Consider the following 13621-nt stretch of genomic DNA (forward strand, 5'->3'; position numbering starts at 1 on the left):
CGACGACGGCCGGTATCAGAGACCGACAAAACTTGAATACGGCGAGTGTCTTCGTGTGCGTCCATAAGGACACTCGATAAACGTTCTGCCCGCTCAACAGCCAGACGGCCCTCCGCGAATGCTTACCCAGCGCGTCTACGCGGCCGAGGATTTCAGCGCGATCACCGTCAACGGTCTGGCCATCGGCGCCCATGAATCGAGCGTCTTGCGCTGGTTTCGGGCCAATCTCCTGCACGGGCCGGGCGCCTTCGCCGAATACGCCCCCACGCATGAGGCCTTTGCCGAGACCTTCCGCCGCAAGCTGATCCGCGAATTGTCGGAGCAGTTCATCGGCGCCCTGCCCGACCGCCTGCCCTCAGGCTAGCCAGCGGAAGGCCCGCGTCAGTTCCGCCACGCCGTTCTCGGAATACCAGCGGCCATGCGCCAGGATCACCCGCTCGGGGCCCCAGTCGATCACCCGGGCGATGGCCTGCCGCGCCGCCTCGCGCCCCTTGCGGAAGGTGCGGCGCATGTCGATGGGCGCCTTGCCGTCGGGGTCGAGGTTGCCGGCCATGAACAGCAGCGGCACCATCCAGGCCGCGACCGCCCGGCGTTCGAAATTCTCGATCAGGTCGGTCAGGATCAGCGTCTCCGTCGGCCGGTGGAAGAAAACCGCCTCGTGATGCGCGGAACTGCCCGGGATGACCAACTGGTCGATGATCCCGGCCCATGCAGCGGGCGCCTCGTCCGACAGCTCGGCGTCGATGCGGATCGCCACGTCGCGCGAGGCGGCGCGCTCGCGGACCCCGGGCGCGGCATGGCAGCGGGCCTCCGGGTAAAGCGCCTGCCAGGCGCCGACGAAGGCGTAATGGATCCAGTTGGGCGCGATCAGAGTACGGACCGGGCCCAGCGCCCCAACCTCGGCCATCAGACCGGGATCGGGGGCGATGGGCGAATGCACCCAGAGCCCGCCGTCCGGCAGGCGGATGATGGTCATGCGGGTGGTGAAGGGCAGGCCGTAGAAACGGATCGGCGGGCCGTCGACGATCCAGACCTCCTCGGCCACCCGTTTCAGCACGTTGAGCGGGGCATAGGGCGGCGGCGGGGCGTGCGCGGGATCAAGGCTCATGCCCCGTCCTAACGCAAACGGGGAGGAAGGTCTCCCCTCCTCCCCCTGCTTTTTCGCAAGCGGCCTCAGGCGGCCAGCGCGCCCGACAGACCCTTCTCGATCAGCGCCACCGTCTCGGCCACGCCGTAAAGCGCGATGAACCCGCCAAAGCGCGGCCCTTCGGAGGCACCGAGCAGCACCTCATAGAGCGCCTTGAACCAGTCGCGCAGGTTCTCGAACCCGTGCTCCTTGCCGACCGCGAAGACCATGGTCTGCAGGGCCTCGGCGTCGAGCCCCCCGTCCCAGACCTTGAGCCGGGCGACCAGATCCTCCATCGCCGCGCGTTCCTGATCCGTGGGCAGGCGGAACACCCGCTTCGGCGCCACGAAATCGGCGAAATAGCGCACCGCGAAACCGGCCGCCTGATCGAGCTGCGGGTTGGCCTCGGGGCTGGCCTCGGGCGCGTAGCGCTTGATGAAGCCCCAGAGCCCCGCCGCATCCTTCGCCCCCGCCACCGAGGCGAGGTTCAGGAGCATCGAGAACGGCACCACCATGTCCGAGGCGGGCGGGTTGCCGCCGTGGATATGCCAGACCGGATTGGCCAGCTGCTGGTCCAGCGTCTGGCCGGGATAGGCGCGCAGCTGCTGGTGGTATTCGTCCACCGCCTTGGGGATCACATCGAAATGCATCCGCTTGGCGGTCTTGGGCTTCAGGAACATGAAATACGACAGGCTCTCGGTCGAGGCATAGGTCAGCCATTCGTCGATGGTCAGCCCGTTGCCCTTGGATTTCGAGATCTTCTCGCCGTTCTCGTCGAGGAACAACTCATAGGTGAAATGCTCGGGCTTCTTGCCGCCGAGGATCTCGCAGATCTTGTCATAGATCGGCGTGTTGGTGCTGTGGTCCTTGCCGTACATCTCGAAATCGACGTCGAGCGCCGCCCAGCGCGCGCCGAAATCGGGTTTCCATTGCAGCTTCACCTGACCGCCGGTGACCGGCAGCGTCCATTCGCGCCCGTCCTCGTCGTCGAAGGTGATGGTGCCCGCCTTGGCATTCACCTCCTTCATCGGAACATAAAGGACGCGCCCGGTCTCGGGGTGGATCGGCAGGAAGCAGGAATAGCTCTGCTGACGCTCCTCGCGCAGCGATTTCAGCATGACCTCCATGATCGCGTCATAGCGTTCGGCGGCGCGCAGCAGCACAGCGTCGAACTGGCCGGTCTTGTAGAACTCGGTCGCCGAATAGAATTCGTATTCGAACCCGAAGGTGTCGAGGAACCGGCGCAGCATGGCGTTGTTATGCCCGCCGAAACTGTCGAACTGCCCGAAGGGATCGGGCACCGAGGTCAGCGGCTTCTGGATATTGGCGCGCAGCATCTCCTGGTTCGGGACATTCTCGGGCACTTTCCGCATGCCGTCCATGTCGTCCGAGAAACAGATCAGCCGCGTCGGAATGTCCGAGATCACCTCGAAGGCCCGGCGGATCATCGTGGTCCGCGCCACCTCGCCGAAGGTGCCGATATGCGGCAGGCCCGAGGGGCCGTAGCCGGTCTCGAACAGGACATAGCCCTTCTCGGGTGCCTTCTTCTCATAGCGTTTCAGCAGGCGGCGGGCCTCTTCGAAGGGCCAGGCCTTGGAGGTCATCGCGGCGTCGCGCAGAGAAGTCATGATCACGATCCTGTGGCGGGGGGGATCCCCGTAAGACCCCGGCTTCCTATTGCCGCCCCCCGTCCCAGTCAATATTCTGTCTCCCATGACCGAAACAGGACCCCAGATGAACGAAGCCGCCCCCCCGATGTCGCCGCAGGATTCGCTCGTTGCGGTGATGCTCACGGTTTCCGTGGCCGATTCGGCCATCCGCACCGAGGAATTGCTGGCCATCGAGCAGGTGGTCAACCAGCTGCCGGTCTTCGCCGGCTATGACGCGGACCGCATCAAGATCGTCTCGCAGACGGTTTTCGACCTGATCGAGGAGGAGGACGGGCTCGACGCCCTGTTCGGCCTGATCCGCGCCGCCCTGCCCGAGCGGCTCTATGAGACCGCCTATGCGCTGGCCTGCGATGTCGCGGCCTCGGACGGGATGCTGCGGCAGACCGAACTGAGGATGCTGGAAGAGATGCGGCACGAGCTGAACCTCGACCGCCTGCACGCCGCCGCCATCGAACGGGGCGCGCGCGCCCGTTTCGCCCATCCCTGAGGGGGTTCAGGCCTGAGGGGGTTCAGGGCCGTGACCAGACCAGTGCCGGGGTGCCCTGCCCCGGCCCGTCGTTGATCGCGGCACCCGGCAGACGCTGACGCAGCAATGCCGCCAGCCCCGGGGCGCTGGTCAGCACCACCTCCTCCCCCGCCGCCAGACAGGAACGCAGCGCCCCGGCCAGCGCGTTGACGCCCGCCGGATCGCCCGGCGGCGCGGGGCTGAGCGCGCCGGGCAGCGCAGCCTCGGCCCCTGTCCGGCAATCCGGCCCCCCCGGCACATCGGGCAGCCAGAAGCCCGCCGATTGCACCTCGACCCCGCCTGCCAGCGCCCGCAGTCGCCGCTCGCCGCGGGCAAAGACCGCGTCCACCGTCAGCGTGACGCCGGGCAGAGCCGGGGCGAGCGCCGCGCGCACCGCCTCAGGCTCCCAGCCGCGGCCCAGCCCCAGGGTGAGCGCGCTGCCCGCCTCGGTGACCGACAGATCCAGCGTCTCGACCCGGGGCAGCCAGTCGCGCAGCACGGCGACGGCCGGGGCCAGCGTTCCGGGCGCGCCCTCCAGCGCGGTTTCCGAGCCATCGTCCAGATCGGCGATGCCCAGCGCCCGCGCCACATCCGCCGCCCCGATCCCCACGGGCAGCTTGCCCGAGAGCGTGACCCCGGTCTCGACCGCATAGGTCAGACGATAGGCGGGCGGTGTCAGATCATCCGCCACCGCCAGCGTGAAGTGCGCCTCGTAACCTGCGGGCAAGACGGCCAGAACCGCCCGGCGCAGCGCCTCGGCCTCGACCGGCGTGCGGGCGGTCCCGAGGATCGAGAGCAGCCGGTCGCGCAATTCGAACTGCCCGACCATCAGCAGCCGCAGCCCCGCCACCCCGGCCAGCGCCGCCCGGTCCCAATCGGGCGCGGGCGGCCCCTCAAGGCGCCGGGGTCCCTGCACCCCCTCGGCCGCCAGCGCCGCCAGCACCGCCCCGGGCACCACGCCCCGCGCGACGAAACCGCCGCGGCGGATGTTGATGTTCAGGACATAGGGCAAGGGCGGCGCCGGGCTCTCGGCCAGAAGCGTCCCCCCGCGACTGGTCGGCAGCCCCGGGGCAGCGGCACCAAGCGCCAGCATCATCAGCAGAATGACCGGACGCATCCCGACCCATCCGACGTTGCGCAGATCAAGCCCTCCCTGCGGCGCGCGCGGCTCAGCCGTGCAGCCCCGCCCAGCGCTCGATCAGATCCTGTTGCAAGGTCCGCGCCCGTCCGGTCCAGGCCCGCGCCCCGGCGGGACGCTCGCTTTCCTCGCTGCGGGTGCTTTCGCGTCGCGGCAGATCGGCGCTGACGATGGCAAAGGCGATGGGGCGCCCGCCCCGGGGCTGGGCATAACCCGCCAGGGCCGAGACGAAATCCAGCGTCCCGGTCTTGGCGCGGACCTCGACCGGGTGGTTGGTCTGCGGGCGGCCATTGGCATCGCGCATCTGGTGGTCGCGCAGCAGGCCCGGCAGGATCCCCTCGCGCCGCGCCGCCACCAGATAGGAAGCCATCGAGCGCACCGACACGCGCGAGGCCTCGGCCAGCCCCGAATGATCCTGCAGCGCCAGCCCCGAGGCGCCATAGCGCTCCGCCACCCAGGCATTGAGCCGTGCGGCCGAGGGCGCCAGCCCCTGCACCGCCCGCCCCTGCCGCAAGGTCGCGGCCAGCCCGGCGCATTCGGCGGTGATGTTGGTCGAATAGCGCAGCATGTCGCGCAACACGCCCGGCAGCGTCTCGGACCGATGCTCGGCCAGGATCTGCCCCGCAGGCACCGATTGCAGCCGGGGCTCTGGCAGCTGACAGCCGCGCGCTGCCAGCAGCATGCGGAACACATCGCCCGCATAGGCCGCGGGCCGGCGCACCGGCAACCAGCGCGAGCCCGACTGGTTCAGCGCCGAGGCAGCGACCGTCCAGCGCTCGCGCCCGCCGCGGCTGGCATAGGTATAGACCGGCAGGTCGCGCGACACCGCCTCGATGCCGATGACCGAGACCGGCGGCACCTCGCGGTCCGAGCGCGCGTCCATCGACAGCTGGGCCCGGCCATTCGCAACCTCCCAGCCGAAATAGACCCGGTTGAAATTGAGGTTCAGCCCGGCGATCCCGGGGTTGTAGCCCGCCGCGACCGGCTGTTCGGGGTCGATCTGCTCGATGGCGGGCAGTGCCTGATCGTCGACGATGAACCGTCCCTCGATCCGCCGCAGCCCGCGTTCCACCAGTTCCGCCGCCAGCCGCGCCAGATGGTCGGTCTGCAAGGTCGGATCGCCCCCGCCCCTGAGCACCAGATCGCCCCGGAGCGTGCCATTCTCGATCCGCGCGCCCGCCCCCGTCTCGACCCGGGTCGTGAAGCGGAATTCGGTGCCCAGCGTCTGCAACGCATACATCGTGGTCAGCGCCTTGGCGGTGCTGGCGGGCGGCACCCGCAGATCGGCGCGATGCTCCTCGATCACCGCGCCCGTCTCGGCATCGACGGCAATCACCGTGGTGTCGCCGGTCAGACCCGCGCGCTCCAGCACCGCGCTCAGCGCCCCGGTCGGCACGCTGCGCGCGGCCCCGGCCTCGGGCGCCAGCGCGGCGATCTGCGCCGACGCAGGCCGCGCAGGCGGGCGCGGGGATCGCAGCGGGGCTGTCGCCAGGACGGGGGTTGCGGCGCCGGCCAAAAGGCCTGCCAAAACGGATCTCCGGCTCAATGCCGATCGGTCGCGAAGCATTTCAATACCTTGACGTCAACCAATGCGTGTGGGTCCGCAACGGACCGCTTGCATCCATCTTACATGAAATTTCGTCGCGCAAATCGGTTAATCTGCGGCGCAAAGCGGGCGGTCACGGGGCATTTCGCCGCGCGCGCCGGATCGCGGTCGAGGATTCGGGCCGCATCGGCATGTCGAGATAAAGCCAGACCGGCGGCGCGATCCGCCCCAGCCGCTCGGCATCGCGGGCGGGCAGCCGTTCCAGCCGGAAGCGCTGCGCCGCGTGCGAATGCAGCGCCCGCATCCGCTGCCCGGGCCGGGCCAGCACGGCGACGGGCACCCGGGCCATGATCTCGGGCCAGCGGTCCCAGCTGTGGAACTGCGCCAGATTGTCCGCCCCCATCAGCCAGACGAAGCGCACCAGCGGATAGGCGCGCTGCAATTCCCTGAGCGTATCGGCCGTGGCCCGCGTGCCGAACCCCGCTTCCAGGTCGGTGACCTTCACCTTGGGGTGGCGCATGATCCCCCGCGCCGCCGCCATCCGCTCGGCCAGGGGCGCGGGCGGGTTCGGCTTCAACGGGTTGCCGGGGCTCACCAGCCACCAGACCTGATCCAGCCGCAGCCGCTTCAGCGCTTCCCGCGTCAGATGCACATGCCCGGCATGGGGCGGATCGAAGGATCCCCCCAGCAAGCCCACGACCTGACCCGGTGCCGCCCAGGGTTTTCCCATGCCAAACTCCCGCCTCTGCGGCGAAGATGGCCCGGATCGGCGGCGGCGCCAAGGGCTGCTGTCACGAAAAGGTCAATACCATTGGTCCGCAACGGCCTGTTTTCGCTGCCGAACGAAGTCTTTCAGCGCCTCGTCCAGCCCCTCGTCCAGCGCGGGCGCCTCGTAAGTGGCAAGCTTGCGCTTCCACAGCGTATTGGCCCGCGTCGCCGCATCCGTCTGCCCGGCCGCCTCCCATTTCTCGAAGGGCTCGTTGTCGGAAAGCTCGCTGTCCCAATAGGCCGTCTCGTAATGCCTGAGCGTGTGCTGGGTGCCGAAGAAATGCATGCCCGGCCCGGTCTCCTCGAACGCATCCATCGCCAGATCCTCGTCCCCGACCGGCACGCCCTTCAGGTAGGCATGCATCGCCCCGCAGAGGTCGCAATCCAGCACGAATTTCTCGTAGGACATCGACAGCAGCCCGTCGAGGAACCCGGCCGAATGCAGGACGTAATTCGCCCCGCATTGCACCGCCGCCAGCATCGACATCGTGCCCTCCATCATCGCCTGCGCATCGGGCAGTTTCGAGTTCGAGAAATTGCCCGAACACCTGAGCGGCAGGTTCAGCCGCCGCGCCAATTGCCCCACGACCATGGAGCCAATCGCCGGTTCCGGCGTGCCGAAGGTGGGCGAGCCGGACCTGAGCGCGGTCGAGGACAGGAAGTTCCCGAAGATCACCGGCGCCCCCGGCCGTTCCAGCTGGGTCAGCGCGCAACCGGCCATCGTCTCGGCCAGCGACTGGGCGATGGCGCCCGCGTTGGTCACCGGCCCCATGGCCCCGCCCAGGATGAAGGGCACGATCACCACGCCCTGATTGGCCCGGGCATAGGCTCTGAGGCCCCGGGTCATGGTCCCGTCCCACACGAGCGGCGAGTTGACGTTGAAATTGCCCATGATGACGCAATTCTGGTCGGTGAAGTCGCGTCCGAACAGCAGCCGCGCCATCTCGATACTGTCTTCGGCCCGTTCCTCGGCGGTGACCGAGCCCAGAAACGCCCGGTCGGAATACTTGATATGGGCATAGACCATGTCGAGATGGCGCTTGTTCACGGCGATATCCGTGGGCTCGCAGATCGTGCCGCCGGAATGGTGCAGCCAGGGGCTCGATTGCGCCAGCTTCACGAAATTCTCGAAGTCATGGAGCGTGCCGAAGCGCCGTCCCTTGTCCAGATCCATGACGAAGGGGCTGCCATAGGCCGGGGCGAAGACCACATTGCGGCCGCCGATCCGCACGTTGTTGGCGGGGTTGCGGGCGTGCTGGGTGAATTCGGCGGGTGCGGTTTTCAGGATCTCGCGCAACAGCCCCGGCGGGAACCGCACCCTCAGCCCGTCGACCTCGGCCCCTGCCCGGCGCCAATGGTCCAGCGCGACCGGATCGTCGCGGAAATCAATGCCGATCTCGGCCAGGATGCGGTCGGCGGTGGCCTCGATCCTGAGCAGGCTTTCCTCGCCCAGAATGTCATAGGTCGGGATCCCCCGCACGATATAGGGCGCGCGCAGCACCGAGGGCGCGGCGCGTTCGGCCCGGCGGGCGGCGCGGCCGGAGCGGGAACGGGGGGCTTCAGTCACGGTCATGGGGGCACCTGGCGCAAGGGGATGGCTCAGGCTAGACCCCCGCCCGCCCCCTGTGACGCGCAGAAATGCGCCCGCCATGAATGACCTGGGCTTATGCCTGCGCCGCCTCGAAGGCCCCGACCAGCCAATCGGTGAAGACCTGCGCCTGCCGGGAAGCCCGCCGCTGGGTCGGAACCAGCAGCATGTCGGCCTCGTCCGGCACCACTTCGGCGCTCCCCAGCCGCACCAGCCGCCCCTCGGCAAGATGGCCGCCGACCAGCGCCTGCCAGCCCAGCGCCACCCCCTCGCCGCCGATCGCGGCATAGATCGCGTCGGAATATTGCGTGAAGCGCAGCGCGCTCGGCCGGGTGATCGGCGGCAGGCCGGCCAGTTGCGCCCAGCGCCGCCAGCCCAGCCACGAGGGCTCGACCCATTCGCAGGCGATGAGCGGCAGCGATTCCAAGGGCTTGCCCGCCAGTGAGGGCGCGCAGACCGGAAACACCCGCTCGGGCAGCGCGGCGAGGCAACGCGCGCCCTCGACCGGCGGCTTGCCGTAATGGATCAACACATCCACCGCGTCGCGCCTGAGGTCAAATCCCGTGTCCTGCGAGACGAGCCTCAGTTGCACCTCGGGATGCGCGGCACGGAAGGCGGGCAGCCGGGGCAACAGCCAGAAATGGGTGAAGGCCAGCGTGGCCGCCACCGTCACCACCTTGCCCGCCACCGGCCGGCGGATGGTTTCCAGCGCCTCGGCCACCTGGTCGAAAGCCCCGGTCAGCGCCCGCGACAGCACCAGCCCCGCCGGCGTCAGCTCCACCCGCCGGTGGCCGCGCACGAAGAGGGGCATGTTCAGCTCGGCCTCCAGCAGCTTGATCTGGCGCGAGACGGCGGCCTGCGTCACGCCCAACTCCTCGGCGGCGCGGGTGAAGCCCATGAGCCGCGCCGCCGCCTCGAAAGTGGCCAGCGCCCCCAGCGAGGAAACCTCGCGCCGAAAACCCGCCATCTGCCGCCCCTCGCATAAGCCCCACTCATGGCAGTCTGGCGCGGATTTCGGCTTGAGGGAAGGGCCGCGCCGCGCCAGTCTGGCCGCAGACCAGCAAGGAAGCCTCATGTCCGCCGCCGACCCCCTGCTCCAGCCCTTTCAATTGAAGCACCTGACGCTCAGGAACCGCGTCTTCATCTCTGCCCATGAACCGGCCTATGCCGAGGACGGGATGCCCAAGGGCCGCTACCGCGCCTATCACGCCGAACGGGCCAAGGGCGGCGTGGCGCTGACCATGACCGCGGGCTCGGCCAGCATCTCGCGCGACAGCCCGCCGGTCTTCAACAACATCCTCGCCTGGAAGGACGAGGTGGTGCCCTATATCCGCGACCTGACCGATGCGGTGCACGAACACGGCGCGGCGGTGATGATCCAGATCACCCACCTCGGCCGCCGGACCCGCTGGGACAAGGGCGACTGGCTGCCGGTCCTCAGCCCCAGCCACGAACGCGAACCCGCCCACCGCGCCTTTACCAAGCAGATGGAGGACTGGGATATCGAGCGGGTGATCCGCGACTATGCCGATGCCTGCGAGCGGATGAAGGCGGGTGGCATGGATGGGGTCGAGTTCGAATGCTACGGCCATCTGATGGACCAGTTCATCTCGCCGCTGACCAACCACCTGCCCGCGCCCTGGGGCGGCGATCTGGACGCGCGGATGGCCTTTCCGCTGGCCGTGCTGACAGCCTGCCGCGAGCGGGTCGGCCCCGATTTCATCCTGGGCGTGCGCTATGTCGCCGACGAGCGCCTGCCCGGTGGCGTCGATGCCGCCGAGGGGATCGAGGTGGGCCGCCGCTTCAAGCAATCGGGCCTGGTCGATTTCCTGAACGTCATCCGAGGCCATATCGACACCGACCCGGGCCTGACGGATGTGATCCCGATCCAGGGCATGCCCTCGGCCCCGCATCTGGACATGGCGGGGGCGGTGCGCCAGGCGGTCGACGTGCCGATCTTCCATGCCGCGCGGGTGCCGGATGTGGCGACCGCCCGCCATGCCATCGCCGCGGGCAAGGTCGACATGATCGGCATGACCCGCGCGCATCTGACCGAGCCGCATCTCATGCGCAAGATCCGCGAGAAACAGGAGGACCGCATCCGCCCCTGCGTGGGCGCAAATTACTGCCTGGACCGGATCTATCAGGGGGGTCTGGCGCTTTGCATCCACAACGCCGCCTCGGGCCGCGAGGAGAGCCTGCCGCAGGCGATCCAGCCGGCCCCCGAGGCCAAGCACGTGGTCATCGTCGGCGCCGGTCCCGCCGGGCTGGAAGCCGCGCGTGTCGCCGCCGCCCGGGGCCACCGCGTGACGGTCTTCGAGGCCGCAGACCGGCCCGGCGGCCAGATCCGGCTGACCGCCCAGAGCCACCGCAAGAAGGAAATGATCGGCATCATCGACTGGCGCATGGCCGAATGTAGCGCCGCGGGGGTTAATTTCCGGTTCAATACCTATGCGGAAGCCGGGACGGTGCTGGCCGAAAACCCGGATATCGTGATCGTCGCCACCGGCGGCCTGCCGAACACGGAGATCCTGGAACGCGGCAACGACCTGGTGGTCAGCGCCTGGGACATCCTCTCGGGCGATGCCAAGCCCGGCCGCACTGTGCTGGTCATCGATGACGCAGGCGATCACGCCGGCATGCAGGCGGCTGAAATGATTGCTGAATCGGGCGCACGAGTCGAGATCATGACCCCCGACCGCGCCTTCGCGCCCGAGGTGATGGCGATGAACCTCGTCCCCTATATGCGCAGCCTGCAGGCCAGGGACGCGACCTTCACCGTCACCTGGCGGGTCACGGCGGTCGAGCGCGCGGGCAACCAGCTCAGAGCGGTGATCGGCAGCGACTACGGGCCGATGCGGCAGGAACGGCTGGTCGATCAGGTGGTGGTCAACCACGGCACGCTGCCGCTCGACGAGCTGTATCTGGCGCTGAAGCCGCTTTCGTCGAACCTGGGCGCGCTGGACCACGAGGCGCTGGTGGCGGGCCAGCCGCAGGCCCGGGTCGACAACCCCAAGGGGCGATTCACGCTGTGGCGGATCGGCGACGCCGTGGCCTCGCGCAACACCCATGCGGCGATCCTCGACGCGCTGCGGCTGATGGCGGTTCACTGAACGGACCGGGTCAGGGGGGCCGTCTGCCCCCCTCGCCCTGCGGGTTCACCCCCCGAGGATAGTTGAAGAACGAAGAGGGCGTCAGGGGGCGCGTTAACCTTAACGGTGGTCATCCGGCGACTCCCTCCGGCCCGCGGCGGCGCGGCACCGGGACCGCGCCGACGGCCGCCCCGCGCTTGCCTTTCGTCCTGTCGCCGCTAAGGTCCTGGGCAAAGGATGTTCCATGCACCAACTGACCCTCGGCCGCGACGGCCCCGCGATCCCCGATTTCTGCTTCGGCACCATGACTTTCGGCCGCCAGACGCCCGAGGCGGAGGCCTTCCGCCAGTTGGACATGGCACGCGAGCGGGGTCTCATCTTTCTCGACACCGCCGAGATGTACCCGGTCAACCCGGTCGAGGCCGGGACCCGCGGCCTGACCGAGGCGATCCTCGGCCGCTGGATGGCGGCGCGGGGCGGGCGCGAGGGGCTGGTCCTCGCCACCAAGGTGACCGGCGAGGGCAGCGCGGTGATCGAGGGGGGCGCGCCGCGGATCGACCGGGCGCGGCTGCGGGCGGCGGTCGAGGAGTCGCTCGGGCGGCTCGGCACCGATCATATCGACCTCTTTCAGCTGCATTGGCCGGACCGGGGATCCTATCACTTCCGCAAGCATTGGTCCTACAAGCCGGGCGCCGATGCCGCGGGGTTCCGCGCCCATGTCGAGGAGGTCCTGACCGAGGCGCAGGCGCTGATCGCCGAGGGCAAGATCGGGCGGCTGGGGCTGTCCAATGAAACCGCCTGGGGCCTGGCGCAATGGATCCGCGCGGCCGAGGAGCGGGGCCTGCCGCGCATCGCCTCGATCCAGAACGAATATTCCCTGCTGTGCCGGCTCTTCGACACCGATCTGGCCGAGGCGAGCGTCATGGAGGAAGTGCCGCTTCTGGGCTTCTCGCCGCTGGCCACCGGGCTGTTGACCGGCAAATACGCGGGCGATGTGACGCCCGAGGACTCGCGCCGCGCGCGCAACCCCGACCTTGGCGGACGGATCACGCCGCGGGTCTTCGAGGCCGTCGCCGCCTATCGCGGGCTGGCGCTGGACTGGGGAATGGATCCGGTGGTCATGGCGCTGGCCTGGTTCCGCAGCCGCCCCTTCACCGCGATCCCGATTCTGGGCGCGACGACGGCCGCGCAGCTGGAACAGCAACTGCCCGCGCTGGAGACCAATTTGCCAGAGGCGCTGGTCGCGGCCATCGACCAGGTCTACCGCGCCCATCCCCTGCCCTATTGAGCGGCCGATGCGGGGGGTTCTGATCGCGCTGCTGGTGGCGGGCTTGCTGGCCGGATGCCGGATCGCCGGGCCGGGTGGGGATGCGGCGGCGCCCGCGGACAGCGCGATCACCGAACAGGCCTTGCCGCCCCAGACCGAGGCGCCCGTGCCAGAGGCAGAACCCGAGCCCGAGCCCGCTTTTCTGGCCGAACAGCGCCGTCTTTGCGAGCAGGGCGGCGGGCAATTGGCGTTCCGGGGCCGCGGTGTCGTCGCCTGTCTGCGCCCGACCCGCGACGCTGGCCAGCGCTGTCAGGCCGCCGCCGATTGCGAGGGCCTGTGCCTGGCCCGCTCGGGCAGCTGCGCGCCGATCTCGCCGCTGTTCGGCTGTCAGGAGGTCTTCACCGCCCGGGGCCTGCGCGAGACGCTCTGCACGGAGTGATTGACGCGCCCGCGGGCCAAGCGTAGGACACCCCTCGCGCGGATGGCCGGACGGCCGCGGGTCCTCGGATCCGAGGAAAGTCCGGACTCCATGAGGCAACGGTGCCGGGTAACGCCCGGCCGGGGCAACCCGAGGGAAAGCGCCACAGAGAAGAGACCGCCCAAGCCGCAAGGCGCGGGTAAGGGTGAAACGGTGGGGTAAGAGCCCACCGCGGGACGGGCAACCGGACCGGCAAGGCAAGCCCCACCGGGAGCAATGCCGAATAGGGGCCTCGCGCGGGCATGATCGGCTCTCGCCGATATCGCCGCAGGGACGTCTCAGCCCAGAGGCCCGGGTTGGCAGCTCGACCCCGCCGGTAACGGACGGGGCAGATGAATGGCCGTCGAAGGGGGCAACCCCGGAACAGAATCCGGCTTACAGGCCATCCGCGCAAACCGGCTTTTCGTCGAATTCCAGCCAAATGCCACATTTGTGCCCGATGG

At 69.1% G+C, this 13621-nt stretch carries 12 protein-coding genes and 1 other RNA gene; 6 read left to right on the top strand and 7 right to left on the bottom strand.

The window, feature by feature from the left end:
• Window positions 1–118 precede the first annotated feature (118 nt).
• Window positions 119–364 (top strand): DUF1194 domain-containing protein, encoded by a 246-nt coding sequence (locus DDE23_RS20135; protein WP_107754889.1) that lies wholly within the window; start codon window positions 119–121, stop codon window positions 362–364.
• Here DDE23_RS20135 and DDE23_RS20140 read toward each other — a convergent pair.
• Window positions 356–1108 carry a DUF4336 domain-containing protein gene (locus tag DDE23_RS20140; RefSeq protein WP_107754890.1) on the bottom strand — a complete coding sequence of 251 codons (753 nt, stop codon included), beginning with the start codon at window positions 1106–1108 and terminating at the stop codon, window positions 356–358. The genes DDE23_RS20135 and DDE23_RS20140 overlap by 9 nt on opposite strands.
• 65 nt (window positions 1109–1173) lie before the next feature.
• Window positions 1174–2754: a lysine--tRNA ligase gene (locus DDE23_RS20145; protein ID WP_107754891.1), complete on the bottom strand. Its 1581-nt coding sequence runs from the start codon at window positions 2752–2754 to the stop codon at window positions 1174–1176.
• A 106-nt stretch (window positions 2755–2860) separates the two neighbouring features.
• On the opposite strand from DDE23_RS20145, the gene DDE23_RS20150 reads away from it, so the two are divergent.
• Window positions 2861–3283 (top strand): tellurite resistance TerB family protein, encoded by a 423-nt coding sequence (locus tag DDE23_RS20150; RefSeq protein WP_107754892.1) that lies wholly within the window; start codon window positions 2861–2863, stop codon window positions 3281–3283.
• A gap of 22 nt (window positions 3284–3305) precedes the next feature.
• Here the strand turns inward: DDE23_RS20150 and DDE23_RS20155 are convergent, their stop codons facing one another.
• The 5 genes from DDE23_RS20155 to DDE23_RS20175 all read right to left on the bottom strand — a co-directional run bounded on the left by DDE23_RS20155 (window position 3306) and on the right by DDE23_RS20175 (window position 9308).
• Window positions 3306–4418, bottom strand: coding sequence for a hypothetical protein (locus DDE23_RS20155; RefSeq protein ID WP_107754893.1), 1113 nt, complete (start codon window positions 4416–4418; stop codon window positions 3306–3308).
• Between the two features lie 52 nt (window positions 4419–4470).
• Window positions 4471–5967, bottom strand: coding sequence for a D-alanyl-D-alanine carboxypeptidase/D-alanyl-D-alanine endopeptidase (dacB, locus tag DDE23_RS20160; RefSeq protein ID WP_238150069.1), 1497 nt, complete (start codon window positions 5965–5967; stop codon window positions 4471–4473).
• Window positions 5968–6118: 151 nt separating this feature from the next.
• A complete protein-coding gene (locus tag DDE23_RS20165) occupies window positions 6119–6715 on the bottom strand; it encodes a nicotinate-nucleotide adenylyltransferase (protein ID WP_107754895.1) in 597 nt (198 codons plus the stop codon).
• A 72-nt stretch (window positions 6716–6787) separates the two neighbouring features.
• The gene (locus tag DDE23_RS20170; RefSeq protein WP_107754896.1) at window positions 6788–8326 is read right to left on the bottom strand and encodes a trimethylamine methyltransferase family protein; all 1539 of its coding nucleotides are present in this window, start codon (window positions 8324–8326) and stop codon (window positions 6788–6790) included.
• 91 nt (window positions 8327–8417) lie between these two features.
• Entirely contained in the window at window positions 8418–9308 is an 891-nt protein-coding gene (locus DDE23_RS20175) for a LysR substrate-binding domain-containing protein (RefSeq protein ID WP_157958093.1), read from the bottom strand.
• Window positions 9309–9414: 106 nt separating this feature from the next.
• On the opposite strand from DDE23_RS20175, the gene DDE23_RS20180 reads away from it, so the two are divergent.
• The 4 genes from DDE23_RS20180 (at window position 9415) to rnpB (ending at window position 13572) form a co-directional block, all read left to right on the top strand.
• Complete coding sequence (locus DDE23_RS20180; protein ID WP_107754898.1) at window positions 9415–11454, top strand: NADH:flavin oxidoreductase; 2040 nt, start codon at window positions 9415–9417, stop codon at window positions 11452–11454.
• Between the two features lie 223 nt (window positions 11455–11677).
• A complete protein-coding gene (locus tag DDE23_RS20185) occupies window positions 11678–12721 on the top strand; it encodes an aldo/keto reductase (RefSeq protein WP_107754899.1) in 1044 nt (347 codons plus the stop codon).
• A gap of 7 nt (window positions 12722–12728) precedes the next feature.
• Window positions 12729–13139, top strand: coding sequence for a hypothetical protein (locus DDE23_RS20190; protein WP_107754900.1), 411 nt, complete (start codon window positions 12729–12731; stop codon window positions 13137–13139).
• Window positions 13140–13177: 38 nt separating this feature from the next.
• Window positions 13178–13572: RNase P RNA component class A (gene rnpB / locus DDE23_RS20195), an RNA gene on the top strand.
• The last annotated feature ends 49 nt before the right edge of the window (window positions 13573–13621 follow it).

It is taken from the genome of Pararhodobacter aggregans (assembly GCF_003075525.1).
In the GTDB taxonomy this organism is placed as follows: Bacteria; Pseudomonadota; Alphaproteobacteria; order Rhodobacterales; family Rhodobacteraceae; genus Pararhodobacter; species Pararhodobacter aggregans.